The organism is Gemmata palustris (assembly GCF_017939745.1).
In the GTDB taxonomy this organism is placed as follows: domain Bacteria; phylum Planctomycetota; class Planctomycetia; order Gemmatales; family Gemmataceae; genus Gemmata; species Gemmata palustris.
Window position 1 is genome coordinate 746,116 of record NZ_JAGKQQ010000001.1, and the last position, 20,125, is coordinate 766,240.

At 64.6% G+C, this 20,125-nt stretch carries 18 protein-coding genes; 14 read left to right on the forward strand and 4 right to left on the reverse strand.

Going from position 1 to position 20,125, the window contains the following annotated elements:
• Positions 1–171: 171 nt before the first annotated feature.
• The 4 genes from J8F10_RS02990 to J8F10_RS03005 form a co-directional block, all read right to left on the reverse strand.
• A complete protein-coding gene (locus J8F10_RS02990) occupies positions 172–1,278 on the reverse strand; it encodes an alpha-ketoacid dehydrogenase subunit beta (RefSeq protein ID WP_210652400.1) in 1,107 nt (368 codons plus the stop codon).
• Entirely contained in the window at positions 1,253–2,218 is a 966-nt protein-coding gene (locus tag J8F10_RS02995) for a thiamine pyrophosphate-dependent dehydrogenase E1 component subunit alpha (protein WP_162668930.1), read from the reverse strand. The genes J8F10_RS02990 and J8F10_RS02995 overlap by 26 nt, the downstream gene beginning before the upstream one ends.
• A gap of 77 nt (positions 2,219–2,295) precedes the next feature.
• Positions 2,296–3,276: a GDP-L-fucose synthase family protein gene (locus J8F10_RS03000; RefSeq protein WP_210652401.1), complete on the reverse strand. Its 981-nt coding sequence runs from the start codon at positions 3,274–3,276 to the stop codon at positions 2,296–2,298.
• On the reverse strand, positions 3,273–4,349 hold the full coding sequence (locus J8F10_RS03005) for a GHMP family kinase ATP-binding protein (RefSeq protein WP_210652402.1): 1,077 nt from the start codon (positions 4,347–4,349) through the stop codon (positions 3,273–3,275). Before J8F10_RS03005 ends, J8F10_RS03000 begins: the two co-directional genes overlap by 4 nt.
• Before the next feature lie 227 nt (positions 4,350–4,576).
• Here J8F10_RS03005 and J8F10_RS03010 point away from each other — a divergent pair, with 227 nt between their 5' ends.
• The 14 genes from J8F10_RS03010 to nuoL all read left to right on the forward strand — a co-directional run bounded on the left by J8F10_RS03010 (position 4,577) and on the right by nuoL (position 20,084).
• Positions 4,577–6,538, forward strand: a complete 1,962-nt coding sequence (locus J8F10_RS03010) for a hybrid sensor histidine kinase/response regulator (protein WP_210652403.1) — start codon at positions 4,577–4,579, stop codon at positions 6,536–6,538.
• A 210-nt stretch (positions 6,539–6,748) separates the two neighbouring features.
• Positions 6,749–7,189 (forward strand): NADH-quinone oxidoreductase subunit A, encoded by a 441-nt coding sequence (locus tag J8F10_RS03015; RefSeq protein WP_210652404.1) that lies wholly within the window; start codon positions 6,749–6,751, stop codon positions 7,187–7,189.
• Positions 7,180–7,785 carry an NADH-quinone oxidoreductase subunit B gene (locus tag J8F10_RS03020; RefSeq protein WP_390891090.1) on the forward strand — a complete coding sequence of 202 codons (606 nt, stop codon included), beginning with the start codon at positions 7,180–7,182 and terminating at the stop codon, positions 7,783–7,785. Before J8F10_RS03015 ends, J8F10_RS03020 begins: the two co-directional genes overlap by 10 nt.
• A gap of 69 nt (positions 7,786–7,854) precedes the next feature.
• The gene (locus J8F10_RS03025) at positions 7,855–8,358 is read left to right on the forward strand and encodes an NADH-quinone oxidoreductase subunit C (protein ID WP_210652405.1); all 504 of its coding nucleotides are present in this window, start codon (positions 7,855–7,857) and stop codon (positions 8,356–8,358) included.
• 104 nt (positions 8,359–8,462) lie between these two features.
• Entirely contained in the window at positions 8,463–9,692 is a 1,230-nt protein-coding gene (locus tag J8F10_RS03030) for an NADH-quinone oxidoreductase subunit D (protein ID WP_210652406.1), read from the forward strand.
• A gap of 133 nt (positions 9,693–9,825) precedes the next feature.
• Entirely contained in the window at positions 9,826–10,308 is a 483-nt protein-coding gene (locus J8F10_RS03035) for an NADH-quinone oxidoreductase subunit NuoE family protein (RefSeq protein WP_210652407.1), read from the forward strand.
• Positions 10,309–10,407: 99 nt separating this feature from the next.
• Entirely contained in the window at positions 10,408–11,775 is a 1,368-nt protein-coding gene (gene nuoF / locus J8F10_RS03040; protein WP_210652408.1) for an NADH-quinone oxidoreductase subunit NuoF, read from the forward strand.
• 97 nt (positions 11,776–11,872) lie between these two features.
• Entirely contained in the window at positions 11,873–12,601 is a 729-nt protein-coding gene (locus J8F10_RS03045; RefSeq protein WP_210652409.1) for a hypothetical protein, read from the forward strand.
• Positions 12,602–12,696: 95 nt separating this feature from the next.
• A complete protein-coding gene (locus J8F10_RS03050) occupies positions 12,697–14,394 on the forward strand; it encodes a molybdopterin-dependent oxidoreductase (protein ID WP_210652410.1) in 1,698 nt (565 codons plus the stop codon).
• Between the two features lie 50 nt (positions 14,395–14,444).
• Positions 14,445–15,686 (forward strand): NADH-quinone oxidoreductase subunit NuoH, encoded by a 1,242-nt coding sequence (nuoH, locus tag J8F10_RS03055; protein WP_210652411.1) that lies wholly within the window; start codon positions 14,445–14,447, stop codon positions 15,684–15,686.
• 74 nt (positions 15,687–15,760) lie between these two features.
• Positions 15,761–16,330 carry a NuoI/complex I 23 kDa subunit family protein gene (locus J8F10_RS03060; protein ID WP_210652412.1) on the forward strand — a complete coding sequence of 190 codons (570 nt, stop codon included), beginning with the start codon at positions 15,761–15,763 and terminating at the stop codon, positions 16,328–16,330.
• 145 nt (positions 16,331–16,475) lie between these two features.
• On the forward strand, positions 16,476–17,708 hold the full coding sequence (locus J8F10_RS03065; protein ID WP_210652413.1) for an NADH-quinone oxidoreductase subunit J family protein: 1,233 nt from the start codon (positions 16,476–16,478) through the stop codon (positions 17,706–17,708).
• Positions 17,705–18,130 (forward strand): NADH-quinone oxidoreductase subunit NuoK, encoded by a 426-nt coding sequence (gene nuoK / locus J8F10_RS03070; protein WP_210652414.1) that lies wholly within the window; start codon positions 17,705–17,707, stop codon positions 18,128–18,130. Before J8F10_RS03065 ends, nuoK begins: the two co-directional genes overlap by 4 nt.
• Entirely contained in the window at positions 18,123–20,084 is a 1,962-nt protein-coding gene (gene nuoL / locus J8F10_RS03075) for an NADH-quinone oxidoreductase subunit L (RefSeq protein ID WP_210652415.1), read from the forward strand. Before nuoK ends, nuoL begins: the two co-directional genes overlap by 8 nt.
• Positions 20,085–20,125: the final 41 nt, after the last annotated feature.

Genomic DNA, 20,125 nt, shown 5'->3' on the forward strand with positions numbered 1-20,125 from the left:
TGGCACGGACCTTCTTGCCCGTGCCGGGGATTGTTTTGTTTCTCGTAGCGAGCCGCGACCGCAAGGGAGCGGCAAGGCCATCAACGCTCTGACGAGCCGCGACCGCAAGGGAGCGGGATGCGCCACCGCTCCCTTGCGGTCGCGGCTCGTCAGCTCGCTACGACAGGTCGGTTAGAACGGTCCCTTGAACTCGATGCTCCGCAGGTCCGCGCGCTCGGTCGGGAGCCAGTTGCACGCACGACCCTCGACCAGATCGCGGGCAGCAGCGGCGACGGTCCGGGCGTTCGGGTAGAACAGGTCTTCGAGTCCCGGCGTCGTCGGGCACGTTGTCGGAGCGAACCCCATACGTTTGAAACGGAAAGCGCGCTCGCCTTGCAACCGTTCGGCCACGCGGCTGACGATTTCTGCGGCCGCGCCGCAATTCGTCCACCCGGTGTCCACAACGAGGAGCCGCCCGGTGCGCCGCACCGACTCCGCGATGGTGTCGGTGTCTAACGGGTTCAGCCAAATCGGGTCAATGACTTCTGCCCGGATGCCCACGTCTTCCAGGTACTTCGCGGCACGCAGAGCTTCCACCTGCATGTAGGAGATGCCGACGATCGTCACGTCGTCGCCGGCCACCGCGATGCGGGCCTTGCCCGGCTCAACGGTGTACGACTCGGTCGGCACCGGTCCCTTTTGGAAGTGCAGCAGCCGGTGCTCGACGTACAGCACGGGGTCGTCGTCGCGGATCGCGGCCGTGAGGCAGCCCTTCGCGTCGTAGGGGGTGGACGGCGCCACAACCTTGATCCCCGGGACGTGCATGAAGAAGCTGTGCAGCCCCTGCGAGTGCTGCGCCCCCTGGCCCCAACTCTTGCCGATCATCGCCCGGACCACGAGCGGCACGTTCACGCGCCCGCCGTAGGTGTACCGGCTCTTCGCGGCCACGTTGAGGAGCTGGTTCACCGCGAGCAACAGGAAGTCCATGCGGATGTGGACGTGGATCGGTCGCAGCCCGGCGAGGGCCATCCCGATGGCCGCGCCGGTCATCGCGTCTTCCGAGAGCGGCGTGCCGAAGACGCGCTCCGCGCCGTACTTCTCCACGAGCCCCTGGGTCGTCCCCTGAATGGCCTTCGGGTCGTCCACGTCCAGGCCGAACAGCACGACGTTCGGGTCGAGGCCCATTTCCTCGTCGGTCGCCTCGCGGACGGCTTCCACGAACGTCCGCGTGCGCTCGGTCGTCTTGATGCTCTCGCGGAGAGCCTGGGGCGATTTAGCTTTGGCAAGCGGCGAAATCATTGGCGTCCTCCGTGAAGATGTCGGTCATGAGTTCGGACGGGTGCGGGAACGGGCTGGTTTCCGCGAATTCAAACGCCGTTGTGATCTCGCGCTCCACCGCGGCCTCGATTACGGCGCGCTGTTCGGTCGGGATCTGTTCGGCCAGTACGCGAACCGCATCATTCTCTTCCCACGGCGCGCATTCGCTCTTCTCTCGGTAGCCGAGGTGGTAGTCCGCGCCCGGGCCGACGTGCTCGCGCCACCGGTACGTCGTGGCTTCGATGAATTGCGGCCCTTCGCCGGCTCGCAGTTTGGCGATGGCACTTTCGGCTTTGTCGCGAAGAGTCAGTACATCGTTACCGTCGAGCCGTTCAGCCGGCATGCCGTAAGCCCGTGCGCGGGCGCAGATGTCGGGCAGCCCCTGGCGCTTGGCCTGGGACGTGTGAATCGCGTAGCCGTTGTTTTCGCACACGAACAGCAGCGGCAGGCGCTTCAGAACGGCGAAGTTCAGCGTTTCCGCGAACACGCCCTCTTCCGTGGCGCCGTCGCCGAAGAAGCACACCACGACCGCGTCCGATCGGCGGAGCTTCAGCGAGTAGGCGTACCCGGCGGCGTTCGCGATCGTCGTGCCGACCACCGCGGACGTGCCCATCACCCCGCACTCGGTGTCGATCAGGTGCATCGACCCGCCCTTACCGCGGGTGCAGCCGGTCACCTTGCCGTACAGTTCCGCGACCATCGCGTTCATGTCCCCGCCTTTGGCGAGGTACAGTGCGTGCCCGCGGTAGGTGCCGAACACCACGTCGTCCGCGCGAAGGGCGTCGCACACGCCGACCGAAACGGCTTCCTGACCGATGGAGAGGTGGACCGGACTTTTGATCTTGTCCGTCGCGTAGACGCGCGCGACTTCCTCCTCGACCCGGCGAATGCGGTACAGCGATCGAAATAGCCTGGCGTGCATGTCCGGTGTCCTCTCGTGAGTTCCAAGTTCCGTGTTCCAAGTTTCAAGTCAACTAATCACAGTTCAAGCAGACGTTCTCAGCGCCCTCTCGACACGGAACTTGAAACGTGGAACTTGGAACTGATTTCCGTGGTGTGGTGGCGCAGGAACCAGGCGTAAGTTTCAGCGAGAGCGGCGCGGAACTCTGTTTCCGGTCGCCAGCCCATTTCCAGGAGCGGTGCCGAGTTCAGTGCTTTGAGCGGGGCGCCGTCCGGTTGCGTCGCGTCGAACCGGAGTTGCCCGCGGAACCCGACCACGTCCGCGACCGCTCGGGCCACGTCCGCGATGCTCACGTCCGTGCCGCCGCCGAGGTTGATCGGCTCCACGCCCTCATAGTTCTCCGTGACAAAGAGGCATGCTCGGGCGAGGTCACGCGAATACACGAACTCCCGGCGCGGGGTTCCGCTCCCCCACACCACGAGTTCCGGCGCGTTTTGCTTCTTCGCGTCGTGTGCCCGGCGAATGAGGGCCGGGATGACGTGTCCACCGTCCGCGCTGAAATCGTCGTTCGGCCCGAAGGCGTTCGCCGGGAACCCGGTGATGAACCGGCACCCGTACTCCCGGCGGTACGCTTCGCACAGCTTCCAGCCGGCGAATTTGGCGGTCGAATAGGCTTCGCTCGTTGGCTCCATCGGTCCCGTGCCGAGTGACTCCACCGCGAGCGGTTGCGGCGCGTGTTTCGGGTACGCACACGAACTCGCGAGGTACAGGAGCTTCGACACGCCGTACCGGTGCGCGGCATCGAGGACGGTTGTGGTCGTGAGCAGGTTGTCGCGCATCAGTTCGACGGGATGCGAGCGGTTCAGCCCGATCCCGCCGGACTTGCCGGCACAGAGGAACACGACCTCCGGCTTCGCAGCGGCGAAGAACGATTCAACGGCCGCGGGCCGCGTCGGGTTCGGCTCGTCCGCCCCGGCGCCGACCAGATTCGTGAACCCCTCCGCACGCAGCAGATCAATCAGCGCGCGTCCCGGGAGCGTGTCGCCACCGGCGACGAAAATACGAGCGTCGCGGTTCATTGTGCCTCCGCGCTGAGTGCGGGGCGGGTCAGTTCTTTGAACGTGCGCCGGCGCTGGCCGCGTGCACGGTCGGCGGCTTCGTAGTCCGTGCCGGGTTCGTAAAAGATGATCTGGCTACCGGCCGACTCGAACTCGAACGGGACGTGAACGCAGCCGTTCAGCGCTTCGAGTACATCGGCTTGGCGTTCCGGAGGGACGAACAACAACAGGAACCCGCCGCCGCCCGCCCCCGTGAGTTTCCCGCCGATGGCCCCGGCCTCGAGTGCCGCGGAGTACAGTCCGTCCACCTCGGCGTTCGAGACTTCCGCGCTGAGGCTGCGCTTGGCGAGCCACGCTTCGTGCAGCAGTTCGCCGAACGCGATCAGGTTCACCCCGCCGGTCAGGATCTCGATGGCCTCGTCCACCATCTCCTTCATGATCCGCAACTGGCGCCGGCGGCTCTCCAGCCCCGGGACGTAGCTCCGGGCGACGTCGGCCGCGGTGCGGGCGATGCCGGTGTAGACGAGCATCAGGTTCGACTTCAGTTCCGCGATGCGCCCGGCCGGGAGCACCACCGGCGACACTTCGATTTCGCCGTCGGTCTGGAACCGGATGTGGCGCAGCCCGCCGTAGGCGGCGATGGTCTGGTCCTGCGACCCGACCGTTTCGCCCAGAACGTTCTGTTCGAGGTGGATCGCTTCCTTGGTGAGCTGGTGCTTGGTCGGCATCTCCCCGCGGAGCGCGTGGAGCGCGTGGAGCAGGCCCACGGTGAACGCGGAACTCGACCCCATTCCGCTGCGCGCGGGCAGGTCGCCGTCGTGGTGGATCTCGACGCCGCGATCGATTTCGAGGAACTTGAGCGCTTCGCGGACCACCGGGTGGTTGATCTCGTCCACCGCGGAGCACGTTTCGATTTGCCGGTAAACGATGCGGATGCGGTGCTCGAAGAACGGCGGCAGGTGCCGGCACGTGAGGTAACAGTATTTGTCGATGCCGGTAGCGAGCACGGTACCGCCGTGCTGACGGTACCAGCCCGGGTAGTCGGTCCCGCCGCCGAAGAAGGAAATGCGGTATGGCGTCCGGCAGATGATCATTCCATGATCCTTGCGCGGTAAATGCGCGGCCCTCGGTCCCAAGAGCCGTTCTCGTCAGCGCGAATTTTGGAGCTAACGGGCACAGGTTCCCATACTCGGAGTGACAATGTCAACCCCAGGGCGCCGGCGCGATTTTTTGCGATCATTAGAGTCGTTCCGCGGTCACGTGTGGCTATTTCCGTAGCACGATAGACGCCCCCTCGACTCACCGGTGATAATTCTTCAAAATGCTCGCTAACACCAAAGAGGGCTGGCAGTTGTCGCGTGAAGTGGGGCGGGTAGATATTCTGGTCGTTGATGACGAACCAGCGAACTTGCTTGCGCTCGAAGCGGTGCTCGCCGATTTGGGCCAGAACATCATCCGGGCCGGGTCCGGGGACGAAGCCTTACGTCGGGTTCTGGAAACCGACTTCGCGGTCATCATCATGGACCTGCGGATGCCGGGGCTGAGCGGCTTCGAGGCCGCGCAGCTCATCCGCACACGTGCGCGGTCCCGGACCACCCCCATTATCTTCCTCACAGCCGCGGACGGGGACGGGTTCTCGGCCACCGAAGCCTACGCGCTCGGGGCCGTCGACTACCTGACTAAGCCGCTCGTCCCGATGATTCTTCGGGCGAAGGTCGCCGTTTTCGTCGAACTGTACCAGAAGACCGAGGCCCTCAAAGCGGCCGAGCGCGAGCGGGCGGCAGTGGCCGTTCAGGAGAGCGAGGAGCGGCTCAAACTGGCCGTGGATATTGCCCGGATGGGCACGTTCGACATCGAGCTCCTGACCGATGTCGTGGTGATGAACGAACCGGGGCGCGTGCTGCTCGGGTTCGCGAGCACGCGAACCACGTTCGCCCGAGTTCAGGAACACTTCCACCCGGACGACCGGGATGGGGTGATGAGCCGGGTGTTGGCCGCGTTCGAGCCGACCGGGGCGGGAACGTTTGAACTCGAACACCGCATTATTCGACCCAACGGCGAGGAACGCTGGCTCCGGGTTCGGGGGCAAACGTTCTTCACAGGTGTGGGTTCCGCGCGGAAGGCAATGCGGTGCTTGGGCGCCTTTCTTGATGTGACGGAGGCGAAGCAGTCTGAGGAAGCGCTGCGTGCGAGTGAGGAAGAATTTCGCACGAATTTTGAGCGAGCGGGCGTGGGAAAGGCGCATGCCGATCCGACTACCGGCCAACTGGTGCGTGTGAATCCCGCGTTTTGTGCGCTCATGGGGTACACAACCGACGAGCTTCTCAAATTGACCATTCGCGACGTAACCCACCCAGATGAGCGGGACGCGAGCGACGAGCGATTCGGGGCGCTAATGCGCGGAGTCGTACCGCAATATGCGGTCGAGAAGCGGTACGTGCGCAAGGACGGGGCTACCATTTGGGTTCGGGTGACGGCGACCGTCGTGCGGACCCCGGCCGGTGTGCCGATTCGGGCGTGCGCCATCATCGAAGACATCACGGCCCGGAAACGGGCCGAAGCTGCTCTCGCGGAAGAGAGCCGGCGCAAGGACGAGTTCCTGGCGATCCTGGCCCACGAACTTCGGAACCCGCTCGCTCCGATCAGTAACGGCCTGGAACTTTTGAAGATGTACCCGGCCGGCGGCCCTGCGGCCGAGAAAGCCCGCACGCGGATGGACCGGCAGCTCGCGCACCTGATTCGACTCATCGACGACCTGATGGACATTTCGCGCGTGAGTCGCGGGAAACTCGAACTTCGCAAGGACCGCGTTACCGTCCGGATGGTGATCGAGAACGCTCTGGACGCCGGTGCGCCGCTGCTGGAATCGGCCGGCCACCAAATCAGCGTGACCATCCCGAGCGAGCCACTCGTTCTTCACGCCGACGCGGTCCGGATCACTCAGATCGTGTCGAACCTGTTGAACAACGCGGCCAAATACACGCCCCCCGGTGGGCGCGTCGAGTTGGTAGTCGAACGGGAGGGGGACACGGCCGTTATCCGAATTTCTGACACAGGTGTGGGCCTTGAGGCCGAAATGCTGCCCAAAGTGTTCGAGATGTTCACCCAAGCCGGCAAAACGCTCGACCGCGCGCAGGGCGGACTCGGCATTGGGCTTGCGCTGGTCAAACGCTTAGTCGAGATGCACGGTGGGACCATTACGGCTGAAAGCCCCGGACTCGGGCACGGGAGCACGTTCACTGTAAAGCTGCCTCTTGCAGAGAGCACGCGAACGCTTCCGTAGATTCTCGCGGTCCGGTTCGGGTGAGTTTGCCGCCTACGAACGCCCAACGCGGGCACCCAACCGCGCGCCTTTCTTGACGGCGCAACCCGTCTCCGTACTATCACAAGGAACGAAATGCACGCCTCGACCGCCCCGTCGAGGTTGTTTTTTGGTCACCCTTGTGAAATCCTTCACAAAGAAGCCATAGTTGCCCGCACGACAGGGGAAGGCATGTCAGTCACCCCCGTTCAAACCCCCGGCGGCATCGAACCGGCGTTCGACCTCACCGCGTATTATCCGATCCTGATTTACGCGATCGTGTGCATCCTGTTCGCGGTCGGCGCGATTGCCGGAACTCACCTGTTCCCGTTCAAGCCGCGCAAACCGACGAAGATCAAGCAGATGCCCTACGAATCGGGCATGGACCCGATCGGGTCGGCGCGGATGCAGTTCGACATCAAGTTCTACCTGATCGCGATCCTGTTCCTCGTGTTCGACGTGGAACTGCTGTTCCTCTACCCGTGGGCGGTGATCGCCTACGGCGAGGGCGGCGACCAGACGTGGCGGGCCGTGTTCGGCACCGTGGTGTTCCTCGAAATCATGGTGTTTCTGGTCACGTTTGTGATTGCCTACGTCTATGCGTGGAAGAAGGGGGTGTTCCAGTGGCGCTAACGAACCTGCTGCCGGACTTCATGATCGCCCCGCTCGACTACCTCGCGAACATGGCCCGCAAGCACAGCCTGTGGCCCATGCCGTTCGCGACCGCGTGCTGCGGGATCGAGCTGATGGCGACCGCGAGCAGTCGCTACGACATCGCCCGGTTCGGCTCCGAAGCCATGCGGTTCAGCCCGCGCCAGTGTGACGTGATGATCGTCGCGGGTCGCGTGGCGATGAAGATGGTGCCGGTGATGCAGCGCATCTGGCTGCAAATGCCGGAGCCGAAGTGGTGTATCAGTATGGGGGCCTGTGCCTCTAGTGGCGGCGTGTTCGATACTTACGCGGTGGTTCAGGGGATCGACCGGTTCATTCCCGTGGACGTGTACGTGCCGGGGTGCCCGCCGCGGCCCGAACAGTTGATCCGCTCGATCATCGACCTGCAAGAGAAGATCCAGCGCACCGGCACCATTGACGCGCGCGAGTTCGCGTCGCGCACCGCCTACGAAGGGCCGACCGCGCTCGCCCGCGAACTCGGAGCGGAAGAGGCCATTGTCGCCCCGGGTGATTACAACACCGCGACGCGACTGCGCTCGCTCCCACTGGTGAACTGAGAACACGAACATCTCTCCTCAATTCCTCCCTCCGCAGGGAAGATTGGGGGGAGGTCGGGAAACGCGATCATGCCGGTCCTCGACACACTCAACGCGAAGTTCGCCGGGGCGTTCACCACGTCCGCGTTCCGCGACAATCATCGCGTACTCGTGAGCGCCGAGAAAACGCCCGTGGTGCTGTTCCCGCTCCTGAAGTGCCTGAAAGACGAGCTGGGATTCGATTTCCTTGCGGAACTCGGCGGCATCGACTACCTGGGCTACCCCGACGCGACCGACCGGTTCTGCGTCGTGTACGGTCTGACGAACACGACAACCGGCGAGCGCCTCTTCGTGAAGGCGTTCGCCAACGACCCGGGCCCGGAGTTGCCGTCGGTGGTGGAGTTGTGGCGCGGCGCCGACTGGATGGAGCGCGAGGTCTACGACATGTACGGCGTGCGGTTCCCGGGGCACCCGGACCTGCGCCGGATTCTGATGCCGTCGGAGTACACCGCGCACCCGCTCCGTAAGGATTACCCGCTCCGCGGGCACGGCGAGCGACACAACTTTCCGACCGTGACCCGGGCGGACAGTTAGGCGAACGGCCGGTGTTAGCCGGCCGGTATCAGTCAGTGTGCGAAGTATGAGGCGTGGGCGAGTCACCGGCCGGCTAACACCGGCCGTTCGCCACGAGGTGCGTGATGCCGATCGAAGCCGCCGCTCCCGTTGAAGACCTCGCTGGTGCGGACCAGGAGTTCCTCTACACCCTAAACTTCGGGCCGCAGCACCCGGCCACGCACACTACACTGCGCCTCATTCTCACGCTCGACGGCGAGACCATCGTTAAGGCCGTGCCCGACATCGGGTACCTGCATAGTGGCTTCGAGAAACTCGGCGAAGACCTCGACTTCAACCAGTACGTGACCATCGTCGACCGGATGAACTACATCTCCCCGGTCGCGAATGAGGTCGCGTGGCACCACACGATCGAAAAGCTGATCGGGATCGAGATCACGCCGCGGTGCAAGTACATCCGCACCATTCTGGCGGAACTGGCTCGCATCAGCGATCACCTGCTGTGCGTGGGCGCGGCCGCTCTCGACCTCGGGGCGCTGACCGCGTTCCTGTACGCCTTCAACGCCCGCGAGAAGGTCTACAACATCATCGAGTCGACCGCCGGGCAGCGGTTCCACCCGAGCTATACGCGCGTCGGTGGGTTGATGGCCGACATCTCCGACGACGTCGTTGACCTGATCCGCGACTTCGTGAAGACGTTCCCCAAAGTCCACGCGGACATCGTCCGGCTCCTGAACCGCAACCGCATCTTCATCGACCGCACGAAGGGTATTGGCGTACTATCGAAGGAAGACGCGATCAACACGAGTTGCTCCGGCCCCGTGGCCCGGGCTAGTGGCGTGGTGCGAGACTTACGCAAAGACGAGCCGTACCTCGCGTACAAGGAGCTCGCGGGTTCGTTCAAGATCGTGTGCGGGAAGGGCGGGGACTGCTACAACCGCTACCTGGTGCGCATGGGCGAAATGCTGGAGTCGTGGAAGATCATCCACGCGGCCGTCGAGAACCTCCCGACCGGTCCCGTGAACGTCGATCTCAACGACAAGCTCACGATCCCGGACAAGAGCGCGACCTACCGCAGCATTGAGGGGCTGATCCAGCACTTCGAGCTGTTCATGTGGAACCGCCGGTGGGAGACCCCGACGGAAGAGGTATACGGGGCACACGAAACCGCGAACGGTGAACTCGGGTTCTACGTGGTTGCGGATGGGGGAGGGAAGGCGTTCCGTGCGCGGACGCGCCCGCCGTCGTTCATCCACTTCGCGGTGTTCCCGATGATGATGGAGGGGCACCAGATTTCGGACGTGCCCGCTGTGCTCGGCAGCCTGAACATCATCGCGGCCGAGTTGGATCGGTAAGAGGAATACAGAAGAGGAGCCGCAGATCGGCGCAGAGAACGCAGATTAAGAACAGAATGCAATTATTTTCTCTGATCTGTGTTATCCGCGTTATCTGCGGCTGATTTCACTGCTTGATTTCCGGGGCCTTACAATGCCGGCGCTGAGTCCTGAGCTTCGCGAGAAGATCAAGGCGTACATTCCGAAGTACCCGCGAAAGCAGGCGGTGACGCTGCCGGCGCTGCACCTCGTTCACGACGAGATGCGCACGGTGTCGAACGAGGCCATCGTCGAGATCGCTGAGATCCTCGAGCTGCACCCGTCGGAAGTTCACGACGCGATGACCTTCTACGAGTTCTTCAAGGGCGAGGGCCAGAAGCTCGGTACGACGCGGTTGTGGGTGTGTCGCGGGCTGGCGTGCATGCTCCGCGGGGCTTACGAACTCATCGAGCACTGCGAACACAAGCTCGGCGTGTCGTGCGGTCACGCGACGGCCGACGGCAAGATCACGCTGGAGTTCGCGGAGTGCATCGGGGCGTGCGACGGTGCCCCGGCCTGCCTGGTGAACGACGTCCACGCCATGAATCTGACGCCCGAAAAGGCCGACCAGTTGATTACGGAGCTGAAGCTCAAATAGGCGAACGGCCGGCGTGAGCCGGCTGGTGAGAGGTGCGAGCCTCTTAAACTCATTGGTTTCACCAGCCGGCTCACGCCGGCCGTTCGCCCGGAACTTGCTATGCCATACGAACCCGTACTCCTGGCCCGCATTAACAAGCCCAACAGCGGCAAGCTGGAGGGGTACCGCGCCGACGGCGGGTACGCCACCATCGAACGCGCCCTGAAGGAAAAGCAGCCGATCGATGTCACCACGCAGGTGAAGGACTCCGGGCTGCGCGGGCGCGGCGGCGCGGGCTTCCCCTGTGGGCTCAAGTGGACCTTCTTGCCGAAGGACCACCCGGGACCGATCTACCTGTGCGTCAACGCGGATGAGTCCGAGCCGTGTACGTACAACAACCGCATCCTGATGGAGAAAGACCCCCACCAGGTACTCGAAGGGATCATGCTGGCGTGCTACGCCATCCGGTCCCAGAAGGCGTTCTACTACGTCCGCTACGAGTACGGGGACTCGTTCCGCTCGCTCCAGGCTGCCATCGACGAACTGTACGCGGCCAAACTGCTCGGCCAGAACATTCTGGGCAGCGGGTTCAACCTCGACATCGTGCTGCACCGCGGCGCCGGGGCGTACATCTGCGGGGAAGAGACCGGGCTCATCGAGAGTCTGGAAGGAAAACGCGCGTGGCCGCGTATCAAGCCGCCCTTCCCGGCGATCGAGGGCGCGTTCCGCAAGCCGACGATCGTGAACAACGTCGAAACGCTCGCGTGCGTCACGCAGATCATGAAGCGCGGGATCGATTGGTTCAAGTCGTTCGGCGTGCCGCCCGACCCGAAGAACCCGCGCGACGCCGGGAGCTACGGTCCCAAGCTGTACACGCTCGCGGGCCACGTTGAGAAGCCGGTGTGCGTCGAGGTGCCAATGGGCATCACGCTCCGCGATCTCGTGGAGAAGCACGGCGGTGGCGTGTGGAAGGGCCGCAAGGCGAAGGCCGTGAACCCCGGCGGGTTGAGCATGGGGTTCGTGGACGTGAACGCGCCGCTCAAGGGCGAAGATGGGAAGACCGAGTACGACATTCCCCTCGACTTCAACGGTCCCGGGCGCGTCGGGTGCCTCGGGCTCGGTACCGCCGCGGTCACCGTCATCGATGACCAGACCAGCATGATCGACGTGTTGCACAACGTCTGCCAGTTCTTCAGCCACGAGAGCTGCGGGCAGTGTACCCCGTGCCGCGAGGGGACCGGCTGGATGCTGAAGATCACCGACCGGCTCCGGCGCGGGCTCGGGCGCAAGGAAGATCTGGACATCCTGATTGACGTCGGCGACCGAATCGGCATCATGCCCGGTACGACGATTTGCGGGCTCTCCGACGGCGCCGGGTGGCCCGTGAAGACCGCGATCCGTAAGTTCCGCGCGGAGTTCGAGGCCGCGATCAAGAGCGGCGCGAAGAGCAAGTACGCGAAGTCGCTCGCCCTAGCCGGTTCACACTGAATTGATGGCGGGACCGGTTGACCGGCTGTGTTGGGTCGTAATCGCCCATTTGTTCCCGTCGGGAACCACAACCTCGGTTAACCGTGAGGTTTCGCCAATGGGTACGCGAATCCTGGTCGCCGGACTGTGTTTGCTGCTCATGATTGGTTGCGCGAAGCGGGGCGCGAAGAACACGGCCCCTGCGAACAACAACAGCAACAACGAACAGGCCCGCGCGAGTGCATCGCCGGCCGCGAAGAACGACAAGAAGGCCGAGAAAACTGACAAAGAGGACGAGCCGAACTGGTTGAAGGACGACCGGTTCCAGAACAAGAAGAATGACCAGCAGCTCCCAGTTGAAAATGGGCCGGTCGCTTCAAAGCCGCCGTCCCCGGTAAACGTCGGAGCCGCGCCGCCGGGCGGGTTCGCGGCCCCGGTGCCCGGGGTTCAACCGATCGGAGGGGGCAAGCCGCCGGCCGCGGGCGTGCTCCAGCCTGTGCCTGTGAACCCGCCGCCGATTGCGGTCGGTGGTGGGACTCCGATCGGCGCCGCGAACAAGCTCGTCGCGATGGCCGACATGCGGGAAGTTTGGGTCTTCATCGAGAACGCTTCGGGCGCGAGCGGAAAGATGCCCGCCGCCGCCACGACCTTCGCGGCGCTCGTTGAAGCGAAATCGCCCGCGGCGGCACTGGTGAAGGATGGGGCGATCATCCTCACCGGCGCCAACCAGCGCGAGAGCGTGTGGGCGTTCGAGGCGCGGGCGTACCTGAACGGCGGACTGGTCGTGAGCCAGAACGGGGTCGAAACGCTCACTGCTGTGGAACTGAAAGCGCGATTGGGGAAGTAACGATCCCGGGACCGCGGGCGCCCGCCCGCTCTTTTTCCGGCTCGAGACCGGTCGGGCTGGCACCCGCGGTTCTGGGAACATACGGACGACTTGCAATGCCGACGGTTTACGTGAACGACAAGCCGGTCGAGATCGGCACCAAGCGGCTCAACTGCGTGCAGGCGGCGGAACTCGCCGGCGTGTTCGTGCCGCACTACTGCTGGCACGAGGCGCTGTCGGTCGTGGCGTCGTGCCGCATGTGTTTGGTCGAGGTCGGCGACCTGAAGGACGGCAAGGTGACGATGCAGCCGAAGGTGCTGCCCGGGTGCCAAACTCCGGTCAAAGACGGCACCGTCATCGTCACCGGCGAGTACGACAAGCGCGACAAGGGGTTGTCGGCTCTGCCCTACGACCCGGGCTACACGAAGGCCGCGGCGCTCGGCGACCGCGCGAAGAAGAGCCAAGCGGACACGCTCGAAGGCCTGCTCATCAACCACCCGCTCGACTGCCCGGTGTGCGACAAGGCCGGCGAGTGCAAGCTCCAGGACTTCTCGTACAAGTACGGTCGGTCCGAGTCTCGCATGGTGGACGTGAAGAACACTCCCGCGAACAAGCCGCACCTGTCGAGCAAGATCACGCTGTTCACCGACCGCTGCATCATGTGTACGCGGTGCGTGCGGTTCACGCGCGAGATCTCGGGCACCGCGGAACTCCAAATCGTCGGGCGCGGGCACCACGAAGAGATCGACGTGTTCCCCGGGCGGCCGCTCGAGAACAAACTCGCCGGCAACGTCGTCGACCTGTGCCCGGTCGGGGCGCTCGGCAGCAAGGACTTCCTCTACAAGCAGCGCGTTTGGTACCTGAAGACGACTGACGGCGTGTGCAACCGGTGCTCGACCGGGTGCAGCACGTATGTGGACGCGAACAAGGACATCGTGTACCGCGTTCGGGCGCGGAACAACCCCCAGGCGCAGGGGCACTTCATCTGCGACGAGGGGCGCTACGGGTACCACCACGCCAACTCGGGCGAGCGCTTCGTCCGCCCCGTGGCGAAGGTCGATGGTAAGTTCAAGCCGGTCGTGTGGAACGCGCTGATCCCGGAACTCAAGCAAGCGTTCTCGGCGGCCGTGCAAGCGAACGCGGCGAGCGTGGTCGCGGTGCTGTCGCCGTTCCTTACGGTGGAAGAAGCGTACTTGCTCGGGAGCTACTTCAAGTCGCTCTCCAAGAACGTCCGGCTGGTGCTCGGCCCGGTTCCGGTCGTGGGTGTGGACGATACTTATCCCAAGAACGCGAAGGGCGAACCCGTCGAACCGGTGAAGTTCACCATCCGTGCGGAGAAGGCTCCGAATCGTCTCGGCGTCGAAGAAGTGCTGAAGCAACTCCAGGGCGAAGTCATCCCGTTCGCGAGCGTCTCGAAGGAATCGCTCGCGGCGATGTGGTTCAGCGGCGGCTACCCCGACAAGTCTCAGCTCGATGCGATCGTCCCGACCGACTGGAAGGCGCCCGCGCTGCTCGTGGCGCAGGACATCCTGCCGACGGTCGTCACCGCGTCGGCCAAGTACATTCTCCCCGGCACGACCGGCTTCGAGAAGGACGGCACGTTCGTGAACCACGCGAACTACGTTCAGACGTTCGGCCGCGCCGCCCGTCCGCCGCAAGAGGCCCGGACCGAGTTGCAACTGGCGTTCGACCTGTTGGGGCGTAAGGGGCTCGTGCAGCCCGACGCGGTGCGGAAGGAACTCGCGAAGGCGGTGCCGTTCTTCGGAGGGCTGGCCCCGGAAACGCGCATCGCCCTGGAAACCGCAACGGCTTGAGCCGCGCCGCCCGCGAAAGACATTGCCGACGAACCCACACGACGAGACCCATGCCGACCTTCGACCCCATTATCACCGCGATCGTCATCGTCGGCCTCATCGCCGGCGTGCTGAGCGTGTGCGGTTACCTCACGCTCGGCGAGCGCAAGATCTCGGCCTGGATGCAGGACCGCGTGGGGCCGAACCGCGTCGGTCCCGGCGGGCTGCTCCAGCCGCTCGCGGACGGCGGGAAGTTCTTCCTCAAAGAAGAAGTGATCCCGGACCACGTCGATCGGGTCTTTTATCTGCTCGCGCCGGCCGTCGCGGTGGGCACCGCGCTCTTGGCACTCGCGATCGTGCCGTTCGGCGCGACTACGCCCGTCCCGGACCCGGTCGCCGTGACCCAACCGGGTGCCGTCGAGACGTTCGAGACGCAGCAGAAGGCCTACGCGGACACTTTCAACTTCGTGCTCGCGCCGGGGTTGGACATTGGCGTCCTGTACATCTTCGCGCTCGGCTCGCTGGCGGTGTACGGTGTGATCCTCGCCGGCTGGAGTGCGAACAACAAATACTCGCTGCTCGGCTCGCTGCGCTCCTCGGCGCAGATCGTGAGTTACGAGATCCCGCTCGGAATGTCGGTACTCGGCGTGTTCATCGTGGTCGGGTCACTGAACCCCGAAAAGATCATCGCGTGGCAACTGTCGCACGGGTGGTTCATTCTGTTCCAGCCGCTCGCGCTCCTGCTGTTCATGGTGAGCACCTACGCAGAGAGCAGCCGGTTGCCCTTTGACTTGCCGGAAGCGGAACAGGAACTCGTCGGCGGGTACCACACCGAGTACAGCTCGCTGAAGCTCGGTCTGATGCTCCTCACCGAGTACATCCACCTCGTCACCGCGAGCTTCATGTTGTCGGTGCTGTTCCTCGGCGGGTGGAGCCTGTTCGGGCTGGAGTCACTGATTGAAAACCCGATCCTCGGCGCGGTCGTGAAGTTACTCGTGCTGAGCGGGAAAATGGTCGCGCTGTGCATCTTCGCCCAGTTCGTGCGCTGGACGATCCCCCGGTTCCGCTTCGACCAACTGATGAACCTCGCGTGGAAGGTGATGATCCCGCTCGCGCTGCTGAACCTGCTCGCGGTAATGATCGTGAAGCAGTTCGGCGTCACGCTGATCGTCCTGACCGGGGTGAGTGCGTTGTTGTTCTTCGGCGCGGGGGTGCTCGGGGCGCGGACCCGCGGCACAATCACGAACCCCAAGCGCGCGGTCAAGAAGCTCCCGCCGGGCCTGCCCGCGGGCGTCACATACGCTGGAAAATAGGTACGTGCGTGGCGCCGGGCGTGCGTGCCTGTGTCACCACAAACGCGGAAACAGTAAGCACGGGTGGGTGGTTCATGCCGATTACCGAATCCGAAGTGTCGTGGGTGGAAGAAACCAAGTTGGGGCTGTGGGAGCAGCTCTACATCCCCGCGCTCATCGACGGGTTGAAGACCACGCTCGGTCACATGGTCAGCCGGAAGATCACCGAGCAGTACCCGGAACAAGAACCGAAGATGCCGCTGAACTACCGCGGCGTCCACCGGCTCAACCGGGACGAAGCGGGGCGCGTGAAGTGCGTCGCGTGCTACATGTGTGCGACCGCGTGCCCGGCCCACTGCATCGACATCGTGGCCGCGCCCGCCCCGACCGAGTGGCAAAAGGACGGCCGCGAGAAGTACCCGGAAACGTTCGTCATCGACGAACTGCGCTGCATTTATTGCGGCATGTGCGAAGAGGCGTGCCCGGTGGACGCGATCGAACTGACGACACTCTACGACCTCACCGGATTAAGCCGCGAACAAATGGTGTTCGACAAGGAAAAGCTCCTGAGCGTGTTCGACACCACCACAAAAGCCGGCACCGATCCGGTTCGCACGCAGTCCGGCAAACTCGGACCCGCGAGCGAAGCGCCGCCGGCGCACTAATTTTGCCGCCGCGTGTCGGTGCGCGCCGCCCGTAAGGGTGTGTGGGGAAGAAAAAGGCCTTGCCGTTCGGGGGCGGGGTTCGCCGATCACAGTCCGCCTTATATACCATCGTCGTCTCGCTTGTGACAACCTTCACGAAGTCCGCATGAACCTGTTCGCGCTCTCACCGACGCAGGAAGCCGGCGGGCAAATCGCCCTGGCCGCCGTGCTCGGCGCCGTCGGGTTCTTTTTCCTCCTCCCGCGCCCGCGCGGGCGGTTCGTACCGGGCGGAATCGCGGCCCTCGTCGCGTCCGCCGCGGTCTTCGGGGCGTGGGTGTGTACCACGTTCGGTCGCCCGCTCCCCGACATCATTGGGACCGCGCTGTTCGGGCTGTTCTCGACCGGGGCACTGGTTTTTGGTGCGGTCCTGGTGGCCCAGAAGAACCCCGCACGCGGTGCGATCGCGTTCGCGTTCGTCGTCCTCAGCACGTGCGGGCTGTTCCTGCTGCTCGCCGCCCCGTTCCTGATGGCCGCGACCATCATCATTTACGCCGGCGCGATCATCGTGACGTTCCTTTTCGTGCTGATGCTGTCGCACGCGGACGGGGCGTCGAACGAGAACGACCGGAGCCGCGAGCCGCTCTACGGCGCGTTCGCCGGATTCGCGTTCGTCGGCTTGGTGCTGTTCACGCTCTACCAAACGGCCCAGACCTCGAGGGCGGCCGATACGAGCGCCCCCGGTGCTCAAACACATTTGCTCGCACAGGTCGTCACCGCGGAGGAGCGGACGTCGCTCGCCGGCATCGCGACGCGGCTCGAGGACGCGGAAAAGCTGCTCGACGGCGACGCGAGCACGCACACCGCGCGGGCCGAGCGATTGGTGGCGTTCGAGGACGCTTACCGACCCATTAAGAACGATCTGGCTCAAGTCGTGGGCGGCGCGTACTCGCGCGACAGTGCCCCGGTTCGCGACTTTTCGGAACTCGACGCGATCGCGGACCAGCACACGAACGGTTCGATTCACGCCCGGCTCGTGCGGCTCTCGGGCCATCCGAACGGCGACGGTGCGTCGCTGTTCCGCGAGGACGAACAGGCGCGGGCGGGCGTCAAGCGGGCCGCCGGTGTTCGCGAAACCAGCGCGAAGACTTTCAAAACCGTTCGCCAACTGATGAACAACGAGAAGCCGGACCCCGCCGCCGCGAAAGCCGCGGTGCGGGAACTTCGGGACGAAGTCGTGCTCCTCCGCGGCAGCGGCGACCTGCCCGCGAGCAACGTGCGGGGGTTGGGATTCGTGCTCTACTCGGAACACCTGCTGGCGATCGAACTGGCGGGTACACTGTTGCTCGTCGCCGTCATCGGCGCGGTCGCGGTCACACACCGGAAGGGGGGCGCCAAGTGATCCTCACGCTCTGGCACTTCCTCGCGGTCGCCGCGGCGCTCTTCGGCATCGGGCTGGTCGGGTTCCTGACCCGGCGCAACCTCATCACGATGTTCCTGTGCGCCGAGATGATGCTCCAGGGCGTCGCGATCAACTTCGTCGCGTTCGCCCGGTTCCACGGCAACTTGCAGGGGCAGGTGTTCGTGCTGTTCATCCTGGCGGTCGCCGCGTGCGAGGCCGGGATCGCGCTGGCGCTGTTCCTGAGCCTGTACCGGCGCCGGCGCTCGCTCGACGTGTCCGACTGGCAAGAGTTGCGGGAACTCGGTGTCCCGGCGGCCGTGGACGAAGACCCGCTCGTACAGGTCACGGCGGAACCGGAACCGACGCTCACGCCGGCCGGGGCGCGGCCCCAACCGATCGCGGAGGAGGCCGTCCGTGTCTGACCCGATCACGCTCGCGCTCGTCGTACTCGCGCTGCCTCTCAGTGCGAGCCTACTAGCAACGCTCTTCGCGTACATTTCGCCCCTGAAGAAACTGGCGCACGTTCCGCTGATCCTCGCGTGCGCGAGTGCGGCCGTGGTTGCGATCCTGTTGCTCTTGCAGGTGCTGGACCTCGACAACGGGCGCCGAATTTCCGGGCCGATTACGTGGTTCGCCGCGGGGCACTTGAACATTCGGTTCACCCTGGCCGTGGACCCGCTCTCGTCGATCATGTTGGTGATGATTACGTTCATCGCCACGTGGATCGCGCTCTTCGCCGGCGGGTACATGCGCGGCGATAAGGGGTTCCCGCGGTTCTTCGCGGTGATGGCCCTGTTCGTCTTCAGCATGTGCGGGCTGGTGCTCGCGAACAACTTCCTCCTGCTGGTCGCGTTCTGGGAGGGGGTCGGCGTCTGCTCGTATTTGCTCGTGGGCTACTACTTCGAGAAACCGTCGGCCGCGGCCGCGGCACGGAAGGCGTTCCTCTACACGCGCATCGGTGACACCGGGTTCCTGCTCGGCATATTCATGCTGTGGAAGCTCGGCGGGTGGAACACCGACCTGAACCTGTTGTTCGATCACATTCAGAAGTTCCCGCCCGACCAGTGGTCGCTGACGCTCGCGTGTCTGTTGTTGTTCTGCGGCGCGGTGGGCAAGAGCGCCCAGTTCCCGCTGTACGTGTGGTTGCCGGACGCGATGGAAGGCCCGACGCCGGTCTCCGCGCTCATCCACGCGGCCACGATGGTCACCGCGGGTGTGTACCTGCTCGCGCGGTGTGCGCCGATATTCGCGATGGCACCCGATGCCCAAATCGTCGTTTCGTGGATCGGCGGGATCACGGCACTGCTCGCCGCGTTCATCGCGTTGGCGCAAACCGACCTGAAGCGCGTGCTGGCGTATTCCACGGTGAGCCAGCTCGGGTTCATGTTCCTGGCACTCGGGACGAGTGGTACGATCAGCCCGGCGTTCGCCGTCGGCGCGGCGATGTTCCACCTGTTCACTCACGCCTTCTTTAAGGCCCTGTTGTTCCTCTCCGCCGGCAGCGTGATGCACGCGATGGGCGGGGTGATCGACGTGCGCCAGTTCAGCGGACTGCGGAAGGTGCTGCCGACCACGCACCTGACGTTCTTGTGCGGGGCCGCGGCCCTCGCGGGCGTTCCGTTACTGTCCGGCTTCTGGAGCAAGGATCTCATCCTGGAATCGCTCACGGCCGCGAGTGAGTCGAACAGCCCCTATACCGCGGGGTACTTCGCGCTCCTCCTTGTCGCCTGCGTGACCGCGTTCCTGACCGCGTTCTACACGTTCCGCGCGTACTTCCTCACGTTCTGGGGGCCGGAACGCATCCCGCACGAGGCCGGGCACCACGCGCACGAGTCCCCGCCCTCTATGACGATCCCGCTCTTGGTGCTCGCGGTGGGGGCGCTGTTCGTGGGTGTCGTGGTAGAACCGTTCACCCACTGGTTCAGCGATTTCCTCGGCGGCACCCCGTCGCTCGGCCAGGCCAGGGGCGCGACCCCGGCGAAAGAGGTCGAGCACCACTTTAACTGGACGATTGCCGGCGTGAGCGCGGTTCTGGCCCTGGGGGGCATCGGCCTCGCCTTCGCGCTCTACCGCAAGGGCGGCGCGGAGAAGGCGCCCGCGGGCATGGCCGGGGTGTTCGAGTTGTCGCGCAACAAACTGTTCGTGGACGAGATTTACGGCGCGCTGCTGGTGAAGCCGGCGGAGGTGCTCGCGTTCCTGGCCCGCGTGTTCGACGGGTTCCTCGACGGACTCGCGCGCCTGATCTCCGCGGTCCCGCGGTTCATCGGGAGCTGGGTTCGGCCGATCCAGAACGGCCTGGTCCAGTTCTACGCGCTGTCGATGGCCCTGGGCGTCGCCGTGTTTCTGACGTTCGTTGTGTTCCGCATCACCCGATAGGAAATTACCGGGTTCCGGGTTCCGAGTTTCAAGTGGAAGAT

Bases quoted from the DNA above. Each gene is read 5' to 3' on its own strand.
- J8F10_RS02990 (WP_210652400.1), bottom strand. From the start codon at position 1,278: ATGATTTCGCCGCTTGCCAAAGCTAAATCGCCCCAGGCTCTCCGCGAG.
- J8F10_RS02995 (WP_162668930.1), bottom strand. From the start codon at position 2,218: ATGCACGCCAGGCTATTTCGATCGCTGTACCGCATTCGCCGGGTCGAG.
- J8F10_RS03000 (WP_210652401.1), bottom strand. From the start codon at position 3,276: ATGAACCGCGACGCTCGTATTTTCGTCGCCGGTGGCGACACGCTCCCG.
- J8F10_RS03005 (WP_210652402.1), bottom strand. From the start codon at position 4,349: ATGATCATCTGCCGGACGCCATACCGCATTTCCTTCTTCGGCGGCGGG.
- J8F10_RS03010 (WP_210652403.1), top strand. From the start codon at position 4,577: ATGCTCGCTAACACCAAAGAGGGCTGGCAGTTGTCGCGTGAAGTGGGG.
- J8F10_RS03015 (WP_210652404.1), top strand. From the start codon at position 6,749: ATGTCAGTCACCCCCGTTCAAACCCCCGGCGGCATCGAACCGGCGTTC.
- J8F10_RS03025 (WP_210652405.1), top strand. From the start codon at position 7,855: ATGCCGGTCCTCGACACACTCAACGCGAAGTTCGCCGGGGCGTTCACC.
- J8F10_RS03030 (WP_210652406.1), top strand. From the start codon at position 8,463: ATGCCGATCGAAGCCGCCGCTCCCGTTGAAGACCTCGCTGGTGCGGAC.
- J8F10_RS03035 (WP_210652407.1), top strand. From the start codon at position 9,826: ATGCCGGCGCTGAGTCCTGAGCTTCGCGAGAAGATCAAGGCGTACATT.
- nuoF (WP_210652408.1), top strand. From the start codon at position 10,408: ATGCCATACGAACCCGTACTCCTGGCCCGCATTAACAAGCCCAACAGC.
- J8F10_RS03045 (WP_210652409.1), top strand. From the start codon at position 11,873: ATGGGTACGCGAATCCTGGTCGCCGGACTGTGTTTGCTGCTCATGATT.
- J8F10_RS03050 (WP_210652410.1), top strand. From the start codon at position 12,697: ATGCCGACGGTTTACGTGAACGACAAGCCGGTCGAGATCGGCACCAAG.
- nuoH (WP_210652411.1), top strand. From the start codon at position 14,445: ATGCCGACCTTCGACCCCATTATCACCGCGATCGTCATCGTCGGCCTC.
- J8F10_RS03060 (WP_210652412.1), top strand. From the start codon at position 15,761: ATGCCGATTACCGAATCCGAAGTGTCGTGGGTGGAAGAAACCAAGTTG.
- J8F10_RS03065 (WP_210652413.1), top strand. From the start codon at position 16,476: ATGAACCTGTTCGCGCTCTCACCGACGCAGGAAGCCGGCGGGCAAATC.